This is a genomic window from Paenibacillus sp. HWE-109 (assembly GCF_022163125.1).
Classification (GTDB): domain Bacteria; phylum Bacillota; class Bacilli; order Paenibacillales; family NBRC-103111; genus Paenibacillus_E.
Map to the genome: position 1 here is coordinate 5,227,069 of NZ_CP091881.1, position 24,388 is coordinate 5,251,456.

The following is a 24,388-nucleotide window of genomic DNA, read 5'->3' on the forward strand; positions in this document are numbered from 1 at the left end:
ATAAGCATCTTCTTACTTTTTGTAAATTAATAATACGAAATAAGCAAAAAAACAAACTTCGGCAGCGTTAGGCCTATTCGCCTTTAGCTTTCAGAAGCTTGTCTGAATTTATTCTAGATTTGCATGACGACCGAACATGGTCTTCGCGCTCTGCCTTGCATCATCCTCTAATTCCCGTAAACAGACTGCCAGTTGCTCCATGACTTTCAAAATCGTTCAACCACAGCAAGCGACTCCTTAAAGTATACTAAAAGATACTATCTTACAAAAAAGTGGGTACTTGTTATTAATTATATAACAGCAGATAATAGAATGCATAGTTGTCAGACCTGCTGGGGAATCCCAGTAAATAGGCTTTCGGACAACAGAGAAGGAGTGAACATATGGATTTAAAAGATAAAAAAGCACTTCTAACTGGTGCCGGAAAAGGTATCGGCAAAGCTGCTGCCATTGCATTAGCCAAAGAAGGGGTGCATCTAGGACTGCTTTCCAGAAGTCAAAGTGACTTGGAGGCTCTTAAACAGCATCTAACAACCACCTACGGAGTTAATGTTTATATCGCCACTGCAGATATTTCCAATAAGGATGAGGCTGATCGAGCGATTGAAGGTCTTATTCAGGACCTGGGATCCGTTGACATCCTGCTCAATAATGCAGGCGTAGCGCAGTTCGGCACCTTGGTTGAAATGGACCCTGAACAGTGGGAGCGCATCATTCAAACCAATCTCATGGGAACTTATTATGTAACACGGGCTGTTCTTCCTGCCATGCTCGAGCAGCGCAGCGGCAGCATTGTCAACATAGCGTCTACCGCAGGAGAGCGCGGATTTGCCACAGGTTCTGCTTATTGCGCCTCCAAATTCGCCATCCTTGGTTTGACAGAAGCCCTGATGCAAGAGGTGCGCAAATCGAACATCCGTGTTACTGCCCTAACGCCTAGTACAGTTAATACTGATCTTGCCGTCAATACCGGACTTCCCATCGGAGACGAAGATCGCATGATGCAGCCTGAGGATGTAGCTGAACTCCTCATGGCCACTTTGAAACTGCCTGACCGTGTATTCATTAAAACAGCGGGTATTTGGACAACCAATCCGCAATAATCACCAGAACCTCAACTTGCCACTAGAGAAAAAGAGCACGATTTATCGGATGGAGGAATTTCGCATGAAAAAAGATTTATTCACACCTTATGACCTCAAGGGTCTCCATATAAAAAACCGCGTCGTGATGGCGCCGATGTGTCAATATTCCGTTACCGAAAAAGATGGCAAACCGAATGAATGGCATTATGTCCATTATGTAAGCCGCGCAATTGGCGGTACTGGGCTCTTAATCATGGAAATGACGGATGTACATCCCGACGGTCGAATTACCGATGGTGATTTGGGCATTTGGTCAGATGAACATATCCCGGCATTCGCCAGAATCATAGATGGCGTCCATGCGCATGGCGCCAAAATCGGCATTCAAATTGCCCATGCGGGACGTAAAGCCGAAGATGCGGCAGTACCTGTAGCTCCTTCCGCGATCCAATTTCCAGGCGCTCCTTACAAAATGCCCCATGCCCTGACAACAAGCGAAGTGCAGGAAGTGGTTGGCCAATTTGCCGATGCTGCCCGCCGCGCAGTCCAAGCTGGTGTAGATACACTTGAGCTTCATGGCGCTCATGGGTACTTGATTCACCAATTCCAATCACCGCTCACGAACAATAGGGAAGATGTTTACGGTCAGGATCTCGCCCGATTCGGCGTAGAAGTCATTCAGGCGGTGAAAAAAGAAATGCCGGCAGATATGCCGCTCATCTTCCGCATCTCTGCCGTCGAGTATGCGGACGGCGGCTATGATATTGATCATGCCATCGAGCTGTCCAAAGCCTATCAAGCTGCTGGCGTCGATGCTTTTCATGTGAGCACAGGAGGAGAGGGCCCTGCCGGCCAAAGAAAACCGGGCAACCATCCCGGTTATCAAGTGCCGTTCGCGCGCCAGATTCGTGAAGCGCTGCAAGTCCCTGTCATCGCAGTCGGCATGCTCGAGGATCCTGCGCTCGCTCAATCCGTTATCGGCAACGAAGATGCCGATTTGGTTGCCATTGCGCGCGGCCTGCTGCGTGACCCTTACTGGGCAACACATGCTGCTGTTGCCTTGAAAAGCAATCACACCAGCATCCCGCAGCCGTATATCCGGGCCTACTAAGATAAGGCTGTCACAATAGTCACATAGCCTAGAAGCAGCCCCTCTATTGGCAAATAAGAGTCTCCAGCAGCTTCTATTTGCGGAAAAAAGGGGCAGTTTTCATGAATAGAAGTCCCGATAGACTCTTATCGCCGAAGAAACACGCAAAACTCCCCACAAACGAAGGAATAAGAGTCTCCAGCAGCTCCTATTTGCGAAAAAAGCGACCATTTTACATGGATAGAAGTCTTTAGGAGTCTGTCCGACGAAAAGAATTAAAAGAGCACTCCATCGTGAAACTGAACGATGAGTGCTCTTTATGTGTAGCTTTGTAGCTTTTCCCTGTTCAATCTGGTTTTTCCGTAGCCTACTCCCTCTCATCCAGCCACTCTTTGTTTACGGGCAGACCTCTCCCGTTTGTACAAAGTGGCTGGTTTGGGATACTTCGCCGCATGCAATTTGCGGATGTTGTGGCTTAGAGAGAGCAGTATGAACTCCCCAGATACTTTATCCTCGCCCCGCAAATGGAATTGACGAAATCCTTGAACCTCCTTCAACTGCCCCCATATCGGTTCAACGATCGCCTTACGCATTCGGTAAACGGCTGTTCCCTCATCACTTTGCACTTTCGTTCGCATTTCCTCTCGCAGGGGATCATGCTCGCTACGTGTGATGGAACGCTTCCCTGTTTTACTTTTTACACACTCGTCTCGAAAAGGACATTCGCTACAGACGCTGCATTCATAAACCCAAGTCGTTGGCTTATCTGCATCATTCGCATGCACGGTTCGTTTCCGTGTAAGCTCTTTGCCAGCAGGGCAGAGATAATAATCTAGCTCAGGTACATAAGTGAAGTTGGTCTTGTCGTAGGCATTATTCTTTTTTTTGTTTTCGCGATCGGCAGCAATGTAGGCATCCACTTCAGCCTCCAGCGCCGCTGCAATGTTGGACGCACTAAAATACCCTGCATCAGCACTCAGCTTCTGAGGCCTATCTCCTGTCATTGTTTTCATGGAATGAAGCACGTTTTCAAACTGCTGTTGATCGGTTGTTTGGTTACTCATTTGAAGTCCAACGATGAAGCCATGATCGCTGTCTACGGCAATTTGTGGATTGTAGCCTTGAATGACACCTTGGTTCCGCGTGCTCATGATGCGAGAGTCGGCATCGGTAAAATTAAATTGATCGCTCTGAGGAGATTCGGCCTGTTCCGCTGGCCGCTGTTCTTCCAAATTCTCCAGCGCAGATTTTATTTGCGCGATGCGGGCATAGCGTTCCTCCAACGATAGGGAAGGACTCGTCGGATGGGGTTCCTCCAACATTTCCTCGGTAGCAGAATACTCCAATGCTTGCCGGACTTCGTCTTCCAATTGAACGAGGCGTTTTTGCATACGCTCACGTGACATCGATTTATGTTTAGAGGCGCTTGCCTTTATTTTAGAACCGTCAATGCTCACATGCCCGAGCGAGATATAGCCCAGTTCCATAGCGATTTGTATGACTTGTTTGAATAAACCTGGAAGGGTATCCAGGTGGTTCTTCCGAAAGTCACTCAGCGTACGAAAATCTGGCAGGTATCCGCCACATAACCAGCGAAAAGGAATGCTTTCTTTCGTAGCTATTTGAAGTTTCCTAGACGTGAAGACGCCTGTCGCATACCCATAGAACCACAGTTTGAGCAGCATGGCAGGATGATAGGCTTCTTCTCCACGCTTGGAGTATTTGTTAGTAATGGCAGATAGGTCTAACTGCTCGACGATGTCGCTGACAAGTCTAACTTCATGATCATCTGTTACCCACTCGCTTAAATAGATAGGTAGAAGTTCACCTTGCTCTGTGGTATATGCTTTGAATTTAGCCATGCCTACGACACATCCTTTTGAAGTCTTATTACTACTTATTCGGAATTGTTTGACTAATTCCTGTTTCGTCGGACAGACTCTTAGAGACTCTTATCTGGGGGCCAAACCGCAACAAAAAAAGATTGCCACAGCCAACCGGCCTAAGGGACTGGTGGTTTGGCAATCTTTTTGCTATACAAAGAGCTTCTTCAAAGGCACACTATCTGCATCCGGCACATAATGCTTAAAGGGATTCGGGCTAATATCCCCTAACAATTGACGGACTTCGGGCGACGCGTTCTTCAGCAAATCCTCTGACGCCTTGTGGTAATCGATCGGTCTCATCCAAATTGGGCTATAGCCCATGAACAGCTGTCTGCGCGTAAACTCCGAGCGATTGACGCCCCCCGCATGCCACAGGTTCTGTGCAAAAATAAACACATCCCCCGGTTTGCCGCATACCTGCGTCTCGCCTTCGAGCGGCAGATCAACATTGCCCTGAACAGGACGATAATCAGGCATCCGGTGACTGCCAGGAATGATCTTCGTATTGCCTCTGTCCGGCTCAGACATATCGCTAAGGATATAGCAGATTTTGATATAATACATGGACGTTAGTCCATTGATCGTTGGAAAATGGGGACTAGGACCGTCCTGATGCCAATTGATGAAACTATTCGTCTCCGTCTTCAGATCACTAGGATTCGGCTCCCGAACCGTCAAATGAGAAATATGCAGCTGAATGTTATACCCCAACAAATTTACGATAAGCGGCAGCAGTGTCGGTTCATCGATGAGAGAAGCAATCGCCGGATGCCGCTCCACGCTATGATAAATATTGTGAGCCAGAGACTGTTTCTCCTCCGAGAGAATATGGTCAATGGCCCCATTCAAATGGGCAACTTGCTCACTGGAAAGGATATTCCGCAAGATTAGATAACCGTCTTGATTAAACTGTTTAACTAAAGGCGCAAGTTCCAATGTACGTTGATTCATCTCGTATTCCTCCATGGATTCGCATTATTTACTCGAGTAAATTTTAACTTAAAAAATATTCCCCCTATTTCTGGGGGCACTTCCTACGTGCTTTCACGAACAACCAACTCATTCTTTAAGATTTCATTCTTAACCGCTTGACCTTGAATAAGCGCAAGCATCCGCTCAAGCGTCGCCTCTCCTATGGCTATTCTTGGGTAGTGAATCGTGGTAATTGTCGGCGATGTCTGGGATGACATGAGAATATCCTCACAGCCTACGATTGCCAACCGCTCGGGTACAGCAATTCCCAGCTGTTTGCAAGCAGCAACAGCACCTGCAGCCGTTAAATCATTGACACATAAAAGCGCTTGATAAGAAAAATCGGACTGCGACGTCCATTTGGCCACCAAATGCCTGTAAGCCGTCTCGAAATTACAGGAATCGACCTCAAACAATTCATCGAGTTGTATATCCTCTTCGCCAGCCGCATGAATCAATGCTCGGTTACGCACTTCATAATGCTGTGAGCTCATTTGCTGACCTGCTGTCAGATAAGCGATGGAACGGTAGCCGCGACTTTTCAAATGTACAAACAGTTGTTTCATCGCAGAGGCCCAGTCAATATCAAGAAACGGAACAATGCCCTTCTCGTTGGAGCTAGGCTCCATAATTGAAATAATAGGGATACCTTGTTGTTGGAAATATTCAATCGTTGTCATCGCTAGACTTTGACCCAAAAGAATAATCCCATCTACTCTTCCAGCAAACAACGACTTGAGAATTTCTTCTTGTTGGGATTGGAATTTTTGAAAGAACAGAAAATAGCCGCGTTCCATCGCGCTTCGCTCAAGACTAATCAGAATCCCTGCTTCAAAAGGGTTTCCTAGGTTATTGACGAGCACAGCGAGCTGTTGGGTTTTCTTGGTTTTCATACTTCTGGCTACAAGGTTGGGTCGATAATCCAATTCCTTAATAACAGCCAGCACCTTGTTGCGCGTAGCTTCCTTGACATTGTTCTTATTGTTCATCACATAGGATACAACAGCAACGGAGACACCAGCGCGCTCTGCAACATCTTTTCGTGTAACCATACATCCTCCTTCCTCGTAATTTACTCGAGTATATTTCTTGGTTTCATTGTATTTTTATTGCTCACGAATGTCAATAGGTATGAAGAAAACCGGCCATCCTGCCTTAAGAAATGAGCCTCTTACTAGTATCAGATCTTATTAAGGGAACTAGGGGACGCTAATTAGGCAAAAAGCAGGGATGCGAGGGTAATAGCGGAACTACAGGGTCTTATTTCCACAGAAAGCGTTGAAAATTCCCAGCAAACAGCAAAATAGCGTACTGTAGTTCCCCCTCCCTCCCGATCATGTCACTTTTTGCTACTATAGCGCACTGTAGTTCCCTCCCTGCACGATGCAACTCCGGCAACTCGAGCAACTCGGCTAACTCCTCGATCACTCCAAGACATATAAAATATTCACAAAAAACCTAGCCGCAGGCCGCAGGCTAGGTTCTCTCTCAATCTGTACTCAATACGCAAGCTTGAAGGGCTTACGTTCCATAGCTTCCTTCAAATAGACAACCATTTCCTTGCTTTTCTATATACCAGTGTTAATATCCAAGGAATTGCCACAATGAGCACAAACACGATTACATTGTACAAATTGAACAGAAGAATCGAGCCAGGCACATGAACTTTGTATTTCCATAAAGACAGCAGCGCTGGGTGCATGAGATATACACCGAATGATACGGAACCCAAGGAAACAAAGAAGCGTGCTAAGCCAGCCATTTGCTGCTGCATCCATTTGGCGATCCAAATAAAGCTGACACCAATGCCTACGCTGTATAACAGCCATAATAGTTCAAACCAGGTATTTTCGAATTGATATCCTCTTAATCCAAGCAAATACAGCGAGGCATACGTAAGCCCGATAAGGAGTGTTGCCGGGAGCACCCATGCTTTGTTGCGATCCAACCAGGCGCGGAAGGCTCCATAGTTGATACCGATGGCACCGCCAATGAGGAAGTAGCCGAAATACGTGATACACAGTTCTGGCTTGTGACTTATCGTACCGAACCAATGGCTATAAATATACACGCCAGCTTGAATGGCTAGTCCCCACAAAGCCAATGTTCGCTTGAACCATGCTGCCTGCCTGACTGCCCAAACCAACAATGGAAACAGGACATAAAATTGGACGATAATGATCATAAAATACAAGTGATACCCGGAATCCGCCCATTTCAGCTGCTCCAAAAACACGCTGAAATCAAGCTTTACCGGATGTTCAGGCGTCCATAACCAAGGATTATATAAATAGTAGAAAAATGACCAAACAATATAAGGGATCAAAACTTGCCGAACACGTTTCCAATAGAAGATGCCTGCCTGCTTTGCGCTCCAATTGTCTGTATAAATATAGAACAAGACGATGCCGCTCAAGAAAATAAAAACAGGAACTGCGAAATAGCTGATTTTGTTTACAAATAATGCGAGCAGCTGTGTACTGCTGCCTTTCAGAGCCGGATCCACTGTCCAATCAGCTGTCACGTGAATCAGCACGACAGCAAGGATGGCAAATGCTCTTACGATATCAAGCTCCGTGATTTTTGCTTTAGCCATGTCGGTTTCAAATCCTCTTTTCCTCATAAATACCCTTTAACTATAGACATTTCCGGCATGTTTCGCAATATCCACTCGCACAAAACGTCCCTATTTGTAGAAATAGGAACGCTTGATTGACTATGCCTGATACACTTTCGGCTTGACGACTTGACGTTTGCGGGCCCCTATAAACACGCGAGCAGCTGTTAAACCTACCAATAGGAGAAAGGTGCTGACATACATGGTTTTGATCCAAACATTCGCGCTGTCAGTTCCAATGAACAATCCATGCAGTAAAGCTAGAAGAAAGATCGGATACGACAGCATGTGAAAAGCCAACCACAGCTTCCTTCGTAACTTGTTGCGAAGATCCGTTGTTAGAATGAGCAGCAGCAAGCCATATACCGCGATTGTCCCCATACCATTCAACCCTGTTGATTGCTTAGCGGTAAATGGAATCAGAATTTCTTTCCACTCGAAAGGCATGAACGCATCTATAACTAACAGGATCGTATGCGCTAAAGCAAGCAATGTCCCCGTATAATTGGCATATGTATGCCAGCGCAGCAATTGCGCTTTCTTCGGGCCCTTCCAATATGGAAGACTATAGGAAATTCCGATAGCCATCCCTACAAATAGACTGAGATAGGAGAGGATGCCAAATACACGAATAAGCGACCATGTAGGTAAATCAACCAGCCATTGAATCATGTTTAATGTCCTCCCTTCCTATTTTATTCGTGCACGACATCTGCGCGCAGACCTATCCATTCCCCATAGAACCACTTCGCAGCAGGCTTTACATGATGAACTGCCCCATCATTCGTATACATGACAGCTTCCATTCGTTCTATTTTCCGTTTAAAGAGCGCAATCCCCTCTTCGATACCTAGGATGCACATGACCTTGGCCCAAATTTCGCAATCCACCAAGTGCGCTCCGACTACTGAGCACTGAACCACGGAAGACTGACTAGGCTCCATCGTACGAGGATCAATGAGATGATGCTTGCTCCCTTCGCTCGTCTCCCAGCGCCTACGCTGTGTACTGGATGTCGCTATAGCTCCGTCTCTCATCCAAAGCAGCGCTTCATCCAATGGGTCTTCACTTTGCGGATTAGCAACGGCAATCACCCATGGCTCCGCATCCGCAGCGCCTCCCCAAACTTCAACATCTCCGCCAGCCTGTATAAGCCCTCTCTGAACCTGCCAGTCGCTGCGAAGATCGGCAGCCAATCCTTGCACGGTCCAGCTTTTGCCAATACCGCCTAGGTCAATTCGCTGTTGTGAGGTTAACAGGACCGATTGCATTTTTCTATCATAGTCGAGGTGCGTGTGTTTGGCAGAAACGGGGATCAACGGATCGGAACCGCTGAACTTTTCTATCTCATGCTGCTGCAACGTTTCGAAGCTGCCAACATAGCCAGCACGCTCGAGGGCCGGCAGGATGGCAATCGTGAATATGCCTTCTGTCCGTTCGAAATGATATTGAGACTGTTCCAGCAGCTCGGCCATCTCCAGCGAAACCAAACAGCGACTCCCTGCATGGCGATTAAGATGCGAACATTCACTATCCGGGAGAAATCGACTGAACCTTGCCTCCGCATTTGCAAAATACTGCCTGATGTGCGACGCCAGATTCACTCCCTCACTCTTGGGTTCAACCAGAACTTGAATCTGTGTATTCATCGCCCGAAAGCTTATCGTTTGATGCATGTCCCCTCAACTCCTTGATGATTAAGAAGCTTGACTTCTGGTATGGGCTTTCATCGTTGATGGCGAAGATTCCGATCTACCGCTCGCCGCCTGATCCTGATTCCTAATCCTCGTATTCGTGCGGCCCGTAACCCGCGTAGTATCCGTTTCCTTTTGCACGGTTACAGGGGCCTTCTGCCCTTGGGACAAACTAGCGGCTGTGACAGCTGCAAGAAATTGAGGACTTGCTTTAACTTCTTGGAATAAATAAAAGAGAATAGCTGCGATAACAATTCCCAGTTGCCATTTGGTCCATTTGGTTTTCTTCATTGCAATCGTACCTCCGCTCTGCCTGCATGGGCTTGATTTCATTATAATCAATACGATCTTAGATCGTCTGAATTTCCCCTTAATAGTAACTGAAAATTAACTGAAAAGAGGCTATCCGTTAAGTAGTAGATCAACTACTTAACGGATAGCCTCTTCTTTATTTCAGCATCGCTTGCAAAGGCTCTGCGATAATTCGCTGCACATCTTCCAGCACCACAGATAACCTGCGCTCCGCATCGAACAACTGATTGATTCGCGGGTTTAGCGCAAGCTGCTCGTACAGCTTCTGCAGCTGTTCCATCTCCTCTTGCGGTGGCATTTGGCCTCCAGCCATTTGCTGTTGAAGCTCATTTTGACGCAAACGGAAATCTTCCAATAAACTTTTGCTGGATGAATCTTGATCAACTTGAGCGCGGCTTTCCTTCATATCCTGATATTCTGTGCTGGTCTTGATGGCATTAGCCAATTCATACGCTTTATCATGTACATTCATACTCGACTTCCTCCTCAATTGTCTCCTTTATGGTTGGGCTTTTCCTACTGCACTTTCAGGCATATACATAAGCACCAAGGGATATATGTCCTCATATGATGGAGTAGTTTACTTTGCTTGTTGGCAATAAACCCTACCTTTAAACGCGGTCGATCATCCTTGAATGGCCTCGATAGGGGTTTCTCATGCTGGAAGGAGTGTTCGCTATTGACCAGGACGAAAGTTGGAATATCCATTCAAGGCACCAGCATCTATTTGGATGATCGGACCGTTGTTCTAAGTGAAGCCATTGCAAAAAAATGGAAAGTTCCGTCCAATCAAACGATTACCATGCGATTTGGCTCAGCCAAACAGGATGTCAAAGTGGTTACAGCCGCTACGTCGAACAGCTTACGATTAAATCCTGTGATCGCCTCCAAAATCGGTCTGCATCAAGGAGCTCGCCTTAATCTTCATTATAGGCAAAGTACGGGCACCTTGTCGATTGGACCTCTGATTGGCGTTATGATTAGCCGCGTTTATGCGAGTTCACAGGATCGCCCATTCGGTGCTATCACCGCTTTTTGTAAAGAAATGACGGATGCATGTGGACAATTTGGTGCTGTTGTATGCTTTTTCCCACCAGATGAAATGCGGGCCAATGCCCAATCCCTTTCCGCCTATTCGTATTCCAATGGTTCATGGAGCAAAAAAACGTTTCCGATTCCCAATGTAATTTACAATCGGCTAACATCGCGCAGATTCGAGAACAGAGCGAATGTCCAACTATTCATGAAAGATGTCAAAACCCGTTATGAAACGGAAATCTTCAATGAAAAATATTTAGACAAAACGGAAGTATTTCAAGCATTGCGCAAAGATAACAGCCTACATGGATACTTACCCGAATCTTATCTATTTAAAAACTATCAGATGTTGAAATCTATGGCAGCCCGCCATCCGGTCCTATTCCTTAAACCGATTACCGGAAGCCTGGGCAAAGGCATTATCCGTATTCGCAGGGAGGCGGCAGATTCGTATGCCTGCCATTTCACCAATCTCTCCGGCGTTCGCAGGCAGGCCTTCCCTTCGTTAACGGCTGTCTTCCAAGCCTTGTCCGGCAAGCTCAAGGCACAACGATACCAACTGCAGCAAGGGCTTGATCTCATCACAGCCGATGGGAATCCTGTCGATTTCCGAGCACTCGTTCAGCGAGGCTCCACAGGTCAATGGGACATTACCTCCATCGTTGGACGCATAGCAGGCACTCAGCATTTCGTTTCAAACCTGGCGCGTGGCGGAAGCCTGACTACCGTTTCAGGCGCGCTTGCCAAAACATCGTTCTCCTCAGCCACGCGCGTCGCTATTACAGCCCGTTTGCGCAAAGCTTCTTTGGACATCGCCAAAGGCATCGAAACCCAAATCCCTTTCCATTTTGGCGAACTCGGGATTGACTTGGCTGTTGATAAATCGGGAAAAGTCTGGTTGCTCGAAGTCAACTCCAAACCATCCAAGGATGACAATACCGCACTGAATAATGAACGCAAAATAAGGCCATCCGTCAAACAAATCGTGCAGTATGCACGGTATCTGGCGAAATTCTGAGGTGAAATCATGCGGCAAAGCGCACAACGTCCCTTACTGGGGATTATGGTGACGGAATTGAATCGAGAGCTGCCCTTTGCAAGTTCGGACTTCTACAAGCATCTTACGTATCATGGTGCCAAGGAGGGGTTGGAGGTATTCGTTTTCTCTCCGAATCGTATCGATTGGCAGCAGGGTTTAGTGCGAGGGTACAGCTATGCGTTTGAAAAAAAAGAATGGATCATGAAGCTCTTCCCACTCCCCTCCCTCATCTATGATCGTTGCTTCTTCAGCAATAAGCGCAGCTATCAGCAATACCGTCACCATGTGAGCAAGCTTCGTGAAATGCCTCATATTCGCTTTCTTGGCTATGGTTTAAGCGGGAAGTGGGAAGTAGGTCAAATCCTGCAGAAAGATCATGATCTGCACCTCTATTTACCCGAAACGAGTCTGCTTACAGGCCGTTTACAGTTAAAACGCTGGCTCGAAACAAGGAGCGATATCTTCCTTAAGCCTCAAGGCGGCAGTCAGGGCCGAGGCGCTTTGCACCTTCACCATCTAAGGACAACGGAAGGCAATGAGACCTTTCATATAAAAGGGCGCGATGCCCATAACCGTTCTATCGAGCATCAATTTCATCATTTCGATGCTTGCTGGAGCTGGCTTCGCACGACGATTGGAACACGTCCCTACCTTATCCAAGTATATCTGACCCTACATTCCTCTCAGGGCATGGCCTATGATGTTCGCTCCCTTGTGCAGAAAAACGGCCAGGGTTTATGGGAAAGCACAGGAATGGCCGTGCGGATCGGCAAGCCGGGCAGCATCACATCCAACCTGCACGGAGGCGGCACCGCTGAGGAAGTCTCCCAGTTCCTTACCAAAGAATTCGGAGCAGCTAGAGCGGCGGCACTTATTGAAACGCTAAGGAGCCTCTCCAGCCGTATTCCTCATGTACTGGAAACCCACCATGGACGTCTGGCTGAGCTGGGGATCGACCTCGGCATTGATGCCGACGGGCGAGTATGGATTCTGGAAGTGAACTCAAAGCCTGGTCGGACGATTTTTGCCCGCATGCACAATGACAAAGCAAGCACAAAAGCAATTGCAAACCCCATACATTATGCTGGATTTTTACTACACAAAAAGCTGAGCTGAGCTTGGCTTCGCTGGTAAGTGTCAAAACAGGCAGATGGGTGATGTCTGCCTGTTTTGACACGGAAAGCCCCGTAGGGCAACAAGTTTAGGAGGGTAACCTAATGAGTTTGACAACGTGTATGCTCCACGCCGTACAACGAACAGATAGATCGGTCTACTTAACAAGTGAACTCGTCAAAGCTTTACGGTTAACCGGCAATAAATCGATTACTGTAAAGGTCGGCAGTAAAACCACCAATCTACCGATCCGCCTGATCAAAAAAAGTGGTCAGCATATGTACATCCCGCTTTCTTTAATGGCAACTTTGCGAATTCCGCGAGCAGGAAGCGTTCTGGTTTCCAATACGAGCAATAAAGAACTTCGCATTGGCCCTATCATTGGCATTCTTACGAATGTAGAGAGTGGCGCGTCCCCTTTCGGCACCAAAACAGGCTTTATTCGCCAGATTATCAATATGGGTTCAAACAAATCTTTTGTTTTCGCGTTCAGCCCCAAGAATGTGAACTGGGTTCAAGAAACCGTAACAGGAATGATTCCCAAAGAAGGCGGCGGCTGGATTCGTAAAACCTTTCCTTTGCCAGACGTCGTCTACAACCGGTTATCCAGTCGGAAAGCAGAAAAATCGGCAGGCATGGAAGGCTTCAAAGATCGTTTTGTGCGAAGAGGCATCCCCCTCTTCAACTGGAGCTTTTTTGACAAGTGGGATGTCTATAAAATGTTGGATGGTGACGATGCCTTCCGCTTCGTTCCGGAGTCACGGATTAACCCATCTGCCGAGCAAATCAAAGAAATGCTGGATAAGCACAAATTCATTTACTTGAAGCCAACCGCAGGCAGCTTGGGGATCGGTATTTTCCGTGTTACGTATAATCCAAAACGCGGTTACTTCGTCCGTTATCGCAAAGGCGGCAAAAATGTGCTCATACGCTACGGTAAATTTGATGGCTTGATGCAAATGCTGGGAACGGGTCGCGGACGCCTCACCAACTATGTCGCCCAACAAGGCATTCGCCTCATTGAAATTGACAGCTGTCCTATCGATTTCCGTTTCCACCTGACGAAGAATGGGAGCAACAACTGGGTCGTTGCCGCCATTGGCGCCAAAAAATCAGGGAAAGGCAGCGTCACTACCCATATTCGCAATGGAGGCCAGTTAATGACACCGGAGCAAGTACTCCGTCAGATCTATGGCAATCGAGCGGAACAAGTGTTGACGAATGCCAAAGAGACCGCGATTAAACTCGCCGAAGGCATCGAGAACAACTACAACCATTTGCTCGGAGAGCTGGGATTCGATATTGGGATCGATCAGAATGAGAAAATTTGGATGTTCGAAGCCAATGCCAAACCGGGAAGATCCATCTTTAAGCACCCTTCCTTGAAAGAAGGGGACATCGCCACGATCCAAAACATCTACGAGCACTGCCTCTATCTGAGTCGCTTCCGCTCAAGGAGGGAAAACTAATGGGCTTCATCCTGCATGAGAGAGGACAAAAGCCTACTCTTGGCATTCTCACTGTTAAGGATAGCAATCGGGTCTTCCGCGGTAATCTAAACAACTTTCTCGATTTGATTCAAACGGGCGAGCGGCTCGGTGTTGACGTCTATGTCGTCACAACCAAAGATTTTAACCTCTCGGGTTCAGATATCTATGGCTATAGATTTAAACCGGCAGCTAAGAAATGGAGCAGGGAACTCGTTCCCGCTCCGCAAGTTGTTTATAATCGTATACCATATCGTAAAATGGAAATGAAGCCTGAAGTCCAACAAACCATTCAAGCCTGTAATCGCAGCTCCAGCGTGCAGTTATTCAATCCATCCTTCTTCAACAAATGGACATTGTTTAGTTGGTTGAACAGCGCCAAGGAAAGTAAAGTCTATATGCCTGATACGCTGCAATTAAGCGAAGCCAAAGACATTACGCAGCTGCTGCGCAAGCATCCTGTGCTCTATCTGAAACCTGTCAAAGGCAAAGCTGGCAGAGGGATTATGCGTATTGAGCGAATAACGACCAAAAACGACCAATCTCATTACAGGTTAAGTCGTCAGGAAGATAAGAAAATGACCTATAGTTACCACAGCTCGGCTGATGATATCTGGACTGAGTGGGATAAACACAGAGGTTCCCACGACTATATCGTTCAGCAGGGAATCATGTTAACCCGCTATAAACAGCGGGCATACGATTTGCGTGCTTTGATTCAAAAAACGGGCAAAGGTGTATGGAGCGTCTCCGGTGTAGGTGCCCGCGTTGCAGGCAAAGCCAGCATTACGACCCACGTCCCACGCGGCGGCTCAATCGACGAACCGCTGAAACTGTTGACGGCTGCCTTCGGAGCCAAAGAAGCCAAAAGCATTTTATTGCGCGTTCGGAAAGCTGCCGTTACGCTTGCTACACAAATCGAAAAATCGTCCGGGAACCAGCTCGGTGAAATGTCCATGGATATCGGTGTGGATACGAACGGGCATATCTGGTTCTTCGAGGCCAATTCCAAACCGATGAAATTCGATGAACCGAACATTCGCCAGAAATCATTGGAACGTATTATTAGATACAGTCTCTACTTAATGAATAATGGGAGAAGAAGGTGATTATGCTTGTCTTCACAACGACTGGGCGTACTCGCTATTTATTTAGGCAAATCACGGCTGGAGGAGCTCTCTTATTTCCAGAGGCTAAGCAAGGAAGGGAATAAAATCGGTGTTCAAGTGGAAGTTTTCTCCCCGGTTGATGTGGAAAGCGGCAATACTGTTCGCTCCTTAACCTTCGACCCCGGTTTGAGGAAATGGATTCGGCGGCGAACCACTATGCCGCCCGTCATCTATGATCGCTGCAGGTACAAAGCCGCGGCGAATTACCGCATGCTCAAAGCATTTCGAAACCGTCATTCGAAGCTAATTTTCCTGAGCAGACCCTTGGCAAATAAATGGGCGATGCATCAAATTCTTTCCGAGAGTGAAAGCATTCGTCCTTATTTACCGGCAACAGTCCGCTTCAGCACCGTGCAAGATTTAGTGAAAACTTTGAAAAGACATAAGCTCATCTATGCGAAACCCAAGAATGGCACGGGAGGAAGAGGGATTCTGCGCATAGAGCAGTTGGATTCAGATCTCTATTTACTGCAAGGAAGGAATGAGCAGCGAACTATCATCGCCCCTTACAAAGCAACAGAAAAGCAGCTTATGGTTAAGCTGCATACACTGAAACTAAGTTCTGATTATGTTGTGCAGCAAGGAATCCGCTTAACGTTGAAAGACGGCCGTGTCCATGATTATCGCCTGCTTATTCAGAAAAATGGCCGGGGTGAATGGGAAGTTACCGGGTGTGCAGGCCGCATCGGCCCACACCGCAGCATCACCTCGAACCTGCACGGCGGCGGCAGCGCAGTTAGTCAAACTAAATTATTATCCTATCGCTTCTCATCAGCAAGCAAAATTGATGCCATCAAGAACGAAATGAACACCTTTGCCCACACACTCGCTGAGTTTCTAGAAAATAAATTCGGCAAGCTAGTTGAGCTTGGGTTGGACATTGCCATAGATCCTGGCGGCCATATCTGGCTGCTCGAAGTCAATCCCAAACCTTCCAGAGAAGTATTCCGCAAAATTGGCGAAAGCTCCACCTATCAGAAGGCGGTTTCAAGGCCGCTGGAATATGCCATGTGGATACTGAATCAAAATTCAAAAAAAGCGGAAGAAAGAAAAGCCGAAAGGCCCGAATCGTGAATAAGCCATCGGAAGCAGCAGCCACATGCTGTGTAACTTCCGATCTACATATGTTCAATCCCCTTCTTTCCTATACTTTCAATTCCGCATGGATCGTTGTTGAATTTTCGATTTGAATCGTCGCATGCGTGATTTGGAAGCGTTCCTCCAGCAGATGAATGGCTTGCTGCAGAATGGCTTGACTATCCAAGTGATCGGCAATGAGCAAATGACAGCTAAGTGAATCAAGACCTGATGTGATCGTCCATATGTGCAAATCATGCACATTAATGACACCTTCAATCCCCTCAAGCATTTGTTGGACATCCCCTAATGAGACGCTCTGCGGCGTTCCTTCCATTAAAATGTGAATGGTCGATTTCAGTACTCCCCAGGCTCCTTTTAGAATCAGCAGCGATACAAGGACACTTATTATTGGATCGGCTGCATACCAGCCAAAAATCAGCATGACAGCTCCAGCTGCGATCGCTCCGACAGAACCCAGTGCATCTCCAAGAATATGCAGATAAGCGCTGCGCAGATTTAAATTGCTGTGCACATCGCCTTTGCGCATGAGAGTCCATGCGCTCAGCAGATTGGCTATCAAACCTACACTGGCAATCAGCATCATGGAACCGCTGGCCACCGTAGGAGGATGGAGGAATCGCCCGACAGCTTCCCAAATGATGAACCCCGCAATAACAAAGAGGGTCACCGCATTGAAGAGGGCTGCCAAAATCTCGGTCCGATGGAAGCCATAGGATTTCTTGGCAGAGGTAGGCTTGGCTGCGAACCACATCGCCACAAGACTTAAAGCAAGCGACCCGGCATCGCTCAGCATGTGTCCAGAATCCGAGAGCAGCGCCAAGCTATTCGTCCATAAACCACCGATAAATTCCAAAAACATAATGCCTGCTGTGATGATAAGTGCAATAAGCAGTCCTTGTTTATTTCCCCCATGCCCATGATGGTGATGCCCGTGATCGTGCCCATGATGATGGCCTTCATGTGCGTGATTGTGGCCTTTGCGAGTTCCCTGATCGCTGCAAGCTGTATGATCCTTATGATCATGTGAGTGTACTTGTGATGAATGTTGATGCATAGCAATTCCTCCTTGCGCTCTGCCCCTTAGAATGGAGTGTTATCCTGCAAAATATTCCTGCTCATTCAACACATGAATACATGAGCACTTGTTCATATATTATATAATACGGATTCAAACAATCAGCGTCAAGCCTTTTCCTTCCTTTTAAACAAACAAAAAAAGACCGACACATTCGCTCTTCTTGCGAGCAAGTATCGATCTCATTGGCAATCAGGACTTACGTTCCTGTGGCTATTTTGTTCGCTCCTGCTTCTATGCCGTCGGGATCGAACGTAACCGTTGCGCTAAAAAGGGTCGTTGATACCGCGAAATCGCCGGTGATTCCGCCCCCGCCGCCGGAATTGGTTTTGGATGCGCTAGTCGGAGCAATGATGAACGTATCTCCATTTACCAGATTTCCTTCATTTCTAATAATGTTGAATATTCCTACAAAAGAAGGCATTCTGATCAGCACCTTATCTATCAATGTGATAACAGTGTATGCCCATCTCCAACTGTTTGCTACTGCAATCGCAATTTACAGATATTCAAGCAGCTCCGCGAAGCTGCGGATTCGAATATGCGCCCCTTCAAGCTCCCCGGATTCCCGGAATCCTGCATAATCGCAAGCCGCAACGGTTAAATGATTGCGAAGTCCTGCTTCCACATCCGAGGAACGATCACCTACCATCCAAGCCGATTGGATTTGATGGGTTTCAAGCAGGATTTGAACTAAATCGACTTTCGATTTCGTTTGATATTGCCCCGCACTGTACAACCCTTCAAACAAGTGCCCCAGTCCTTTAGCGGCAATCACATTTCTCACATAGTCTTCCAGCCCGTTGCTCGCCACAAATAAGCGAATCCCTCGGTCATGCAAAGCTTGCAGCGTTTCGGCAACGCCTTCATATAAATCGCCCTGACCTTCGTGCAAGCCATTCATCTGATAATTCAGCAGCAGCTTATCGGCTTCGTTACGCGCTTCTATAGAAGCTTCCGGCATGACCCGCTGCCAAATCTGTTCAAGCAGCATGCCAAGCGCTCCCAGGATCCGTTCTTCCGGCGGCGTTTCTCCTGTAAACAAGCCTTTGGCCCGAAGTTCATCGAATGTCGCATGATAAGCAGGCAGAAGAAGTGTTTCGGTTTGAAACAACGTCCCGTCCAAGTCAAAAAGCATAGCTTCTGGTTGTTTTCTCTGAATTGTCATCGCTCTAGCTCCTTCTCCGTTAGGAATTCCGAAAATATTCTAAAAAAAGTAATGATCTTAGATAAGAATGGCAAACATACCCATGTAAGTCAATGTTCATATTTGGCAAAAAGCCTGTTGCCGTAGCGATAAATTTCAGTTATGATTGAAATGTGTATAATTCGATTGAAAAATGATATTTTTAAGCAAAATAGTTTCAGAATTCAGCTATACTCTATTTTTTTGATCACAATTCCATTGATAACTTGTCCATGAAAGTGAGGAATACCATCATGAATCTTCATATTTTTCAAAATCAACAAGAATTAAACGAGGCCGGAGCGGGCATTATCACTTCCCTTGTCCAGATGCAGCCTAGATCCGTTCTTGGCCTAGCCACAGGCGGAACACCAGTCGGTATTTATGAGGAACTCGTGAAGTCCTATGATAAAGGGCGTGTAAGCTTCAAAAGCGTCACTACGTTCAACCTCGATGAATACGTTGGCTTACCGGTTGATCATTCCGAGAGCTATCATGCTTATATGCAGCAGCACTTGTTTAACCATATTGACCTGCCAGCTTCACAAGCACACATTCCTAATGGTAATGCTGCTGATCTAGAAGCTGAATGCACTCGTTATAATGAGCTTCTGGATGAAGCAAAACAAATTGATTTGCAAATTCTCGGTCTAGGCCATAATGGGCATATCGGATTCAATGAACCCGACCATTCCTTGGTCAGCGGAACTCACCGCGTGGAGTTGAAAACAGAAACGCGCGAAGCCAATGCTCGTTATTTCAATACGATTGACGAAGTGCCAACTCATGCTTTAACCATGGGGGTCGGTACGATTCTCAAAGCCAAAACAATTCTCTTGATCGTTCGCGGCGCTGACAAAGCAGAAATCGTTCATCGCGCTCTGACAGGTCCGATTACGACTGAAATTCCTGCAACGCTTCTGCAAACACACCCGCACCTTGTCGTGCTTCTTGATGCCGAGGCTGGGAGGTTGTTCGAATGAGTTCATTCGTCATCACGGGAGCCAAGATCGTAACCGAACAAGGCACTATTGAAGACGGATATCTGCATATCCAAGGTGGCGTAATTGCTGCTATCGGCGAGATGTCGTCTTGGGATCAAACTTCAGCAGCCCCTGACGCCACGCTTCTTGATGCTCGCGGCAGTTGGCTGCTGCCTGGCTTCATCGATGTTCACGTGCATGGCGGATACGGCGCTGATTTCATGGATGCTGATCCAGAAACATTAGCGATCATCACGCGTTTTCATGCGCTTAACGGGACAACGGGAATGCTTGCTACAACAATGACTGCCCTGCGTGAAGACATCGACCGCGTACTTGGTGAAGTCCACGCTTATATGCAGCAACCTATGCCCTATGCCCAACTGCTGGGTGTGCATATGGAAGGCCCTTTCATCTCGCCTAAGTGGGCAGGCGCACAGGATCCCAAGCTCATGGTGACGCCTCAGCTTCCATGGCTCGAAGACTGGAACGAGCGTTATCCGCAGCTCGTCAAGCAGTTGACCTTGGCCCCCGAACGCGAGGGGGGCCTTGCGATGATCGCGTGGTTGCGCGATCACGGCATCGTTGCCGCCTGCGGCCACACGGACGCCACCTACGCCGAGATTCAGGCGGCGGTTGGCGCGGGGCTCTCGCATGCGGTGCACACCTACAACGCGATGAAGCCGCTGCATCATCGCGAGCCTGGCACAGTCGGTGCGGTGCTCACCGACACCCGCATCAGCGGCGAGGTCATCGCCGATGGCCATCACGTGCACCCAGCAGCGATTCGCCTGCTGGCTATGGTGAAGCAGCCGCATGGCTTGCTGCTGATCACGGACGCGATGTCCGCCGCCGGGCTCGGCGACGGCGAGTACGAGCTGGGCGGGCAAGCCGTCACCGTACAGGCGGGCGTTGCCCGGCTGACGGAAGGCGGCGCGCTCGCCGGCAGCACGCTGACGATGATCGAGGCGCTCCGGTTTATGGTGCGCGAGGTCGGTGTCAGCGTCGCAGACGCGAGCCGCTTCGCGAGCGGCAACCCGGCGCGGCTGCTGAAGCTCGAGGCGACGCACGGCTCGATCGCGCTAGGCAAGCAGGCTGACTTAGTACTCGTCAGCCCGGAGCTCGCGCTGGAGCAGGTTTGGATTCGCGGCAATGAAATCCGTGGTTGATGCTTATTAGATAAGAGGCTGCCTCATCAGGTTAACACCTGGTGAGCAGCCTCTTTTTGCAGCAGTCCCTCATGGAGCTATTGTAAAAAGGCAGGAATCACTGACTGAATGTCGAACAACGTTAATGATTTGTATGCCACAGCCCCATGCTTTCTCAGGAAGGATATGATACGCCAATGCTCTATCTTATTAAAATCGCTTATACCTTGATTTTCCCGCCGGGAATCATTATTCTGCTCCTGCTCTGTATCGCTATCTGGCTGCAACAGAAAAAAGAGTACATCAGTACTCTTCTCGTCGGGCTGGCCGCGGTGCTGCTTGCAGTATGTTCCATGCCTTCCTTCAGCAATGCTTTGCTAAATAGCATAGAGAGCAGATACTCACCTCCAGCGCAGGTTTCAGGCGATGTCCTGGTGATGCTGACAGGAGGGGCAACCTTAGACACGGCTGACCCGCTTACGCATGGAGAAGGCTACCTAACAGCCAACACAGCTGCTCGTGTACTCACCGTTGCCGAGCTTTATCGAAGCACGAAGCTGCCCATCCTCCTCTCCGGCGGTCAGGTATTCAGCGACACAGGCAATGAATCTCAGATTGCCAAACGGCATCTGCTCGCGCTTGGTATTCCCGAAACAGCGATATACATGGATGACACCAGTCGCAATACCGAAGAGAATGCCCAGCATACGCTTGCCCTTCTCACCAAGAATGGCTGGAAACAGCCTGTTCTCATCACTTCTGCCTTCCATATGGCGAGGTCTGTGAAGCAGTTTCAGAAACTCAAAATGGCGGTTATTCCTTATCCAACGGATTACATCTCCCAGCAAAAACAGGAGCTCACCTTCAGCAAATTCGTCCCTTCTTCAAGCGGTCTGGCTGTTACAGGGATTGCATTGAAGGAATTTTTGGGCTTGTTTGCGGCCAGGAACGGATGAACCCCATCCTAGTACTGGTTACGCCTTACGAACTCAGAAACCCTTATTTGATCAAAATACCTCTGTTCAAAATTATTACGAACTTCAGATGCGTTATTTCAATAAATAGATGAGCATTTCATGCTTAAACGGTGCGATAACGCCTCTTCAGTTCATTAGATTGAAAACGAAGCCGTTTTCGGGCCAATAAGCACAATACAGTTCGTTAGAACTCGAATCGAAATGAACTGAATCGCATCCAATCAATCGAATCCACTCGCTCTAATCCAATCCAATCAATCGAATCCACTCGCTCCAATCCAATCCAATCAATCCACTCAAACTCGCTCGACTTGCATCTCCCCGTTCAGAACACCTTCTGCGCCTCCCGGTCATCCTTCAAAATCTCCACCGCTTCCCGGAACCGCAGGGAGTGCACGATCTCCCGCTCCCGGAGAAATTTCAGACTGTCCTGCAAATCGACATCATCTGTCAGATCAATCAACCATTGATACGTCGCTCTCGCTTTCTCCTCGGCCGCGATATCCTCATAGAGATCAGCTATCGGGTCTCCCTTCGCTTGTATGTAGGCAGCTGTCCATGGAACCCCCGATGCGTTCTGATAGAAGAGCGCCCTGTCGTGGCTCACATAGTGATCATCCAAGCCAGCAGCTTTCAGCATATCTATCGTCGCATCCTTAGTCAGCTTATAGACCATCGTAGCAATCATCTCGAGATGAGCGAATTCCTCCGTTCCAATATCCGTCAATAAGCCCACAACTTTATCCGGAATCGTATAACGCTGATTCAAGTAACGCAATGCTGCGGCAAGTTCTCCGTCAGCCCCTCCATACTGTTCAAGCAGGAGTTTGGCCATTCGCGGGTCGCATTTGCTGACTCTGACCGGATACTGCAGCTTTTTCTCATAGATCCACATGCGCGTTCCTCCTTCTCAGACTTGCCAAGGCCAGGGAGTATTCACCCACTGCCAGGGATGTTTGCTGTAGGCATGCCCGAATGGCATGAGGGGTCCGAAAGCCAATTCAAACTCATTCGCAAGGTGCATTCTTTTTTGGGCGAATTGATTATACTGCTGCAGAGCAGCTAAATCATCAGGGTGGGTGTCCAAATACAAGGTCAACTCCACAAGTACAAAATCAACAGCTTGCAAATCATGCAACTGTCTGTAGTACGACTCTGGCAGCACGGGCTGACTCATCGTTATCGCTCTCCTTCGACATCTTTGGCTTCATAGGGGCCGAATAATGAGGGCCAGAGGGTACCTCTTTTCAACGCCTCATAAGGGCTGTACTGCGGCAAGCCTGGTGGTTGAAAATGGATATACAACTGGGGCGGCGTGTTATAGAATTTCACTCGAATCGGTGGACAAGGATCAAAGGGACTGATGTAAGGGTAGTAGCTTTTGAATTGCGAGTACATGCGTCTCCTCCTCTTTTCATGAACGACACAACATTCAACAGGCGCAGCGGCATAAGCCTATATGCTCGTTATATGCAGGAGGACTTGGTCAAAATCACTGGATTTCCAAGATTTCCATCTAGTCTGATTCAACGATTCATTGTTAAAATAAGAAAAGTTCACGAAATGACACCAAGACTACCAACAGGAGGGAACGACGATGATTAGATCCAAGCTGGTTTTCGCAACTGCCGCTATGCTCTTGACAGTATCTTTAAGCAGTGTAATCCCCATCTCGCCTGTTTCCGCTGCAACTGCTGCAGGTACATCCAGCACCATGCTTGCGCAAGGTATGACAAGTTCCTCTGTTGCGGAGCTTCAACAAAATTTAAAAACGCTTGGGTTCTTTACATACCCGACAGCTACCGGTTACTTTGGCACGATAACGACACAAGCGGTAAAAGACTACCAGAAAGCTTACAGTCTCCCGCAGACAGGTATGGTTGACGCCGTAACGAACACCAGTGTTTCCCATGCATTGACGAAACGCACCCTAATGGCGGATGCGCTTACATATCTGCGTGTTCCTTATCTTTGGGGCGGCGCTACGCCGCAAGGATTTGATTGCTCCGGCTTTATTTACTACTTATTCCAGAAGCATGGCATCCCAGCGACACGGACAACCTCTAAGGCGCTATTCGATAGCGGCACTTCTATCAGCACAAGCACTTTGCAGCCAGGCGATTTAGTGTTTTTCGCTATTGCTACGCCGGGGGTTATCGATCATGTAGGCTACTACATGGGTGACGGTCAGTTCTTATCCGCCACCCGGTCGGCGGGGATTTATCCGCAAGCTTTGATGAATTCATATTGGGGACCCAAATTTATGGGGGCCAAGCGCGTGTATTGACATTCAAAATTTTCTGCGTGAGCACCTTCAGCGCCTTATTGTCACGCTAGACAGAAAACGATCGTCCCTAAGATCTTATTAATCATCACTAAAATCCCTTTCCTATTGGAGTAGCTTCTTGACAACAAT

Annotated in this window: 25 protein-coding genes; 11 read left to right on the forward strand and 14 right to left on the reverse strand. The window is 47.8% G+C overall.

Features of this window, described 5'->3' with window-relative positions; all coding sequences use genetic code 11:
• Positions 1-383 precede the first annotated feature (383 nt).
• Positions 384-1,103 carry a 3-ketoacyl-ACP reductase gene (locus LOZ80_RS22270; protein WP_238166760.1) on the forward strand — a complete coding sequence of 240 codons (720 nt, stop codon included), beginning with the start codon at positions 384-386 and terminating at the stop codon, positions 1,101-1,103.
• A 64-nt stretch (positions 1,104-1,167) separates the two neighbouring features.
• Complete coding sequence (locus LOZ80_RS22275) at positions 1,168-2,196, forward strand: NADH:flavin oxidoreductase/NADH oxidase (protein ID WP_238166761.1); 1,029 nt, start codon at positions 1,168-1,170, stop codon at positions 2,194-2,196.
• Between the two features lie 356 nt (positions 2,197-2,552).
• Here LOZ80_RS22275 and LOZ80_RS22280 read toward each other — a convergent pair whose 3' ends face one another.
• From LOZ80_RS22280 to LOZ80_RS22315, 8 genes are all read right to left on the reverse strand, one after another.
• Positions 2,553-4,037 (reverse strand): IS1182 family transposase, encoded by a 1,485-nt coding sequence (locus LOZ80_RS22280; RefSeq protein WP_238166762.1) that lies wholly within the window; start codon positions 4,035-4,037, stop codon positions 2,553-2,555.
• A 171-nt stretch (positions 4,038-4,208) separates the two neighbouring features.
• Entirely contained in the window at positions 4,209-5,012 is an 804-nt protein-coding gene (locus LOZ80_RS22285; protein ID WP_238166763.1) for a phytanoyl-CoA dioxygenase family protein, read from the reverse strand.
• An 83-nt stretch (positions 5,013-5,095) separates the two neighbouring features.
• Entirely contained in the window at positions 5,096-6,085 is a 990-nt protein-coding gene (locus LOZ80_RS22290; protein WP_238166764.1) for a LacI family DNA-binding transcriptional regulator, read from the reverse strand.
• Positions 6,086-6,573: 488 nt separating this feature from the next.
• Positions 6,574-7,629: an acyltransferase gene (locus tag LOZ80_RS22295; RefSeq protein WP_238166765.1), complete on the reverse strand. Its 1,056-nt coding sequence runs from the start codon at positions 7,627-7,629 to the stop codon at positions 6,574-6,576.
• 120 nt (positions 7,630-7,749) lie between these two features.
• A complete protein-coding gene (locus tag LOZ80_RS22300; protein ID WP_238166766.1) occupies positions 7,750-8,322 on the reverse strand; it encodes a ferric reductase-like transmembrane domain-containing protein in 573 nt (190 codons plus the stop codon).
• A gap of 23 nt (positions 8,323-8,345) precedes the next feature.
• Positions 8,346-9,326, reverse strand: a complete 981-nt coding sequence (locus LOZ80_RS22305; protein ID WP_238166767.1) for an FAD:protein FMN transferase — start codon at positions 9,324-9,326, stop codon at positions 8,346-8,348.
• 21 nt (positions 9,327-9,347) lie between these two features.
• A complete protein-coding gene (locus LOZ80_RS22310; protein WP_238166768.1) occupies positions 9,348-9,635 on the reverse strand; it encodes a hypothetical protein in 288 nt (95 codons plus the stop codon).
• Between the two features lie 157 nt (positions 9,636-9,792).
• Positions 9,793-10,128 carry a YlbF family regulator gene (locus tag LOZ80_RS22315; RefSeq protein ID WP_238166769.1) on the reverse strand — a complete coding sequence of 112 codons (336 nt, stop codon included), beginning with the start codon at positions 10,126-10,128 and terminating at the stop codon, positions 9,793-9,795.
• Positions 10,129-10,335: 207 nt separating this feature from the next.
• On the opposite strand from LOZ80_RS22315, the gene LOZ80_RS22320 reads away from it, so the two are divergent.
• The 5 genes from LOZ80_RS22320 (at position 10,336) to LOZ80_RS22340 (ending at position 16,576) form a co-directional block, all read left to right on the forward strand.
• Entirely contained in the window at positions 10,336-11,712 is a 1,377-nt protein-coding gene (locus LOZ80_RS22320; protein ID WP_238166770.1) for a YheC/YheD family endospore coat-associated protein, read from the forward strand.
• Between the two features lie 9 nt (positions 11,713-11,721).
• Entirely contained in the window at positions 11,722-12,849 is a 1,128-nt protein-coding gene (locus tag LOZ80_RS22325; RefSeq protein ID WP_238166771.1) for a YheC/YheD family endospore coat-associated protein, read from the forward strand.
• A 101-nt stretch (positions 12,850-12,950) separates the two neighbouring features.
• Positions 12,951-14,315 carry a YheC/YheD family endospore coat-associated protein gene (locus LOZ80_RS22330; RefSeq protein ID WP_238166772.1) on the forward strand — a complete coding sequence of 455 codons (1,365 nt, stop codon included), beginning with the start codon at positions 12,951-12,953 and terminating at the stop codon, positions 14,313-14,315.
• On the forward strand, positions 14,315-15,442 hold the full coding sequence (locus LOZ80_RS22335) for a YheC/YheD family endospore coat-associated protein (RefSeq protein WP_238166773.1): 1,128 nt from the start codon (positions 14,315-14,317) through the stop codon (positions 15,440-15,442). The genes LOZ80_RS22330 and LOZ80_RS22335 overlap by 1 nt, the downstream gene beginning before the upstream one ends.
• Before the next feature lie 6 nt (positions 15,443-15,448).
• A complete protein-coding gene (locus LOZ80_RS22340) occupies positions 15,449-16,576 on the forward strand; it encodes a YheC/YheD family endospore coat-associated protein (RefSeq protein ID WP_238166774.1) in 1,128 nt (375 codons plus the stop codon).
• Between the two features lie 70 nt (positions 16,577-16,646).
• Here the strand turns inward: LOZ80_RS22340 and LOZ80_RS22345 are convergent, their stop codons facing one another.
• The 3 genes from LOZ80_RS22345 to LOZ80_RS22355 form a co-directional block, all read right to left on the reverse strand.
• Positions 16,647-17,657: a cation diffusion facilitator family transporter gene (locus tag LOZ80_RS22345; protein WP_238166775.1), complete on the reverse strand. Its 1,011-nt coding sequence runs from the start codon at positions 17,655-17,657 to the stop codon at positions 16,647-16,649.
• A gap of 220 nt (positions 17,658-17,877) precedes the next feature.
• A complete protein-coding gene (locus tag LOZ80_RS22350; protein WP_238166776.1) occupies positions 17,878-18,102 on the reverse strand; it encodes a spore germination protein in 225 nt (74 codons plus the stop codon).
• A 75-nt stretch (positions 18,103-18,177) separates the two neighbouring features.
• On the reverse strand, positions 18,178-18,846 hold the full coding sequence (locus LOZ80_RS22355) for an HAD family hydrolase (protein WP_238166777.1): 669 nt from the start codon (positions 18,844-18,846) through the stop codon (positions 18,178-18,180).
• A 272-nt stretch (positions 18,847-19,118) separates the two neighbouring features.
• Between LOZ80_RS22355 and nagB the strand changes: the two genes are divergently transcribed.
• The 3 genes from nagB (at position 19,119) to LOZ80_RS22370 (ending at position 21,951) form a co-directional block, all read left to right on the forward strand.
• On the forward strand, positions 19,119-19,847 hold the full coding sequence (nagB, locus tag LOZ80_RS22360; RefSeq protein WP_238166778.1) for a glucosamine-6-phosphate deaminase: 729 nt from the start codon (positions 19,119-19,121) through the stop codon (positions 19,845-19,847).
• Positions 19,844-21,016 carry an N-acetylglucosamine-6-phosphate deacetylase gene (gene nagA / locus LOZ80_RS22365; protein ID WP_238166779.1) on the forward strand — a complete coding sequence of 391 codons (1,173 nt, stop codon included), beginning with the start codon at positions 19,844-19,846 and terminating at the stop codon, positions 21,014-21,016. Before nagB ends, nagA begins: the two co-directional genes overlap by 4 nt.
• 176 nt (positions 21,017-21,192) lie before the next feature.
• Positions 21,193-21,951 carry a YdcF family protein gene (locus LOZ80_RS22370; RefSeq protein ID WP_238166780.1) on the forward strand — a complete coding sequence of 253 codons (759 nt, stop codon included), beginning with the start codon at positions 21,193-21,195 and terminating at the stop codon, positions 21,949-21,951.
• A gap of 346 nt (positions 21,952-22,297) precedes the next feature.
• Here the strand turns inward: LOZ80_RS22370 and LOZ80_RS22375 are convergent, their stop codons facing one another.
• Genes LOZ80_RS22375 through LOZ80_RS22385 form a run of 3 tightly spaced genes read right to left on the reverse strand, consistent with a single transcriptional unit; the run spans position 22,298 to position 23,370 of the window.
• The gene (locus LOZ80_RS22375; protein ID WP_238166781.1) at positions 22,298-22,867 is read right to left on the reverse strand and encodes a manganese catalase family protein; all 570 of its coding nucleotides are present in this window, start codon (positions 22,865-22,867) and stop codon (positions 22,298-22,300) included.
• Positions 22,868-22,882: 15 nt separating this feature from the next.
• On the reverse strand, positions 22,883-23,149 hold the full coding sequence (locus tag LOZ80_RS22380) for a spore coat protein CotJB (RefSeq protein WP_238166782.1): 267 nt from the start codon (positions 23,147-23,149) through the stop codon (positions 22,883-22,885).
• 2 nt (positions 23,150-23,151) lie between these two features.
• Entirely contained in the window at positions 23,152-23,370 is a 219-nt protein-coding gene (locus tag LOZ80_RS22385; RefSeq protein ID WP_238166783.1) for a spore coat associated protein CotJA, read from the reverse strand.
• Positions 23,371-23,569: 199 nt separating this feature from the next.
• Between LOZ80_RS22385 and LOZ80_RS22390 the strand changes: the two genes are divergently transcribed.
• Positions 23,570-24,259 (forward strand): C40 family peptidase, encoded by a 690-nt coding sequence (locus tag LOZ80_RS22390; RefSeq protein WP_238166784.1) that lies wholly within the window; start codon positions 23,570-23,572, stop codon positions 24,257-24,259.
• Positions 24,260-24,388: the final 129 nt, after the last annotated feature.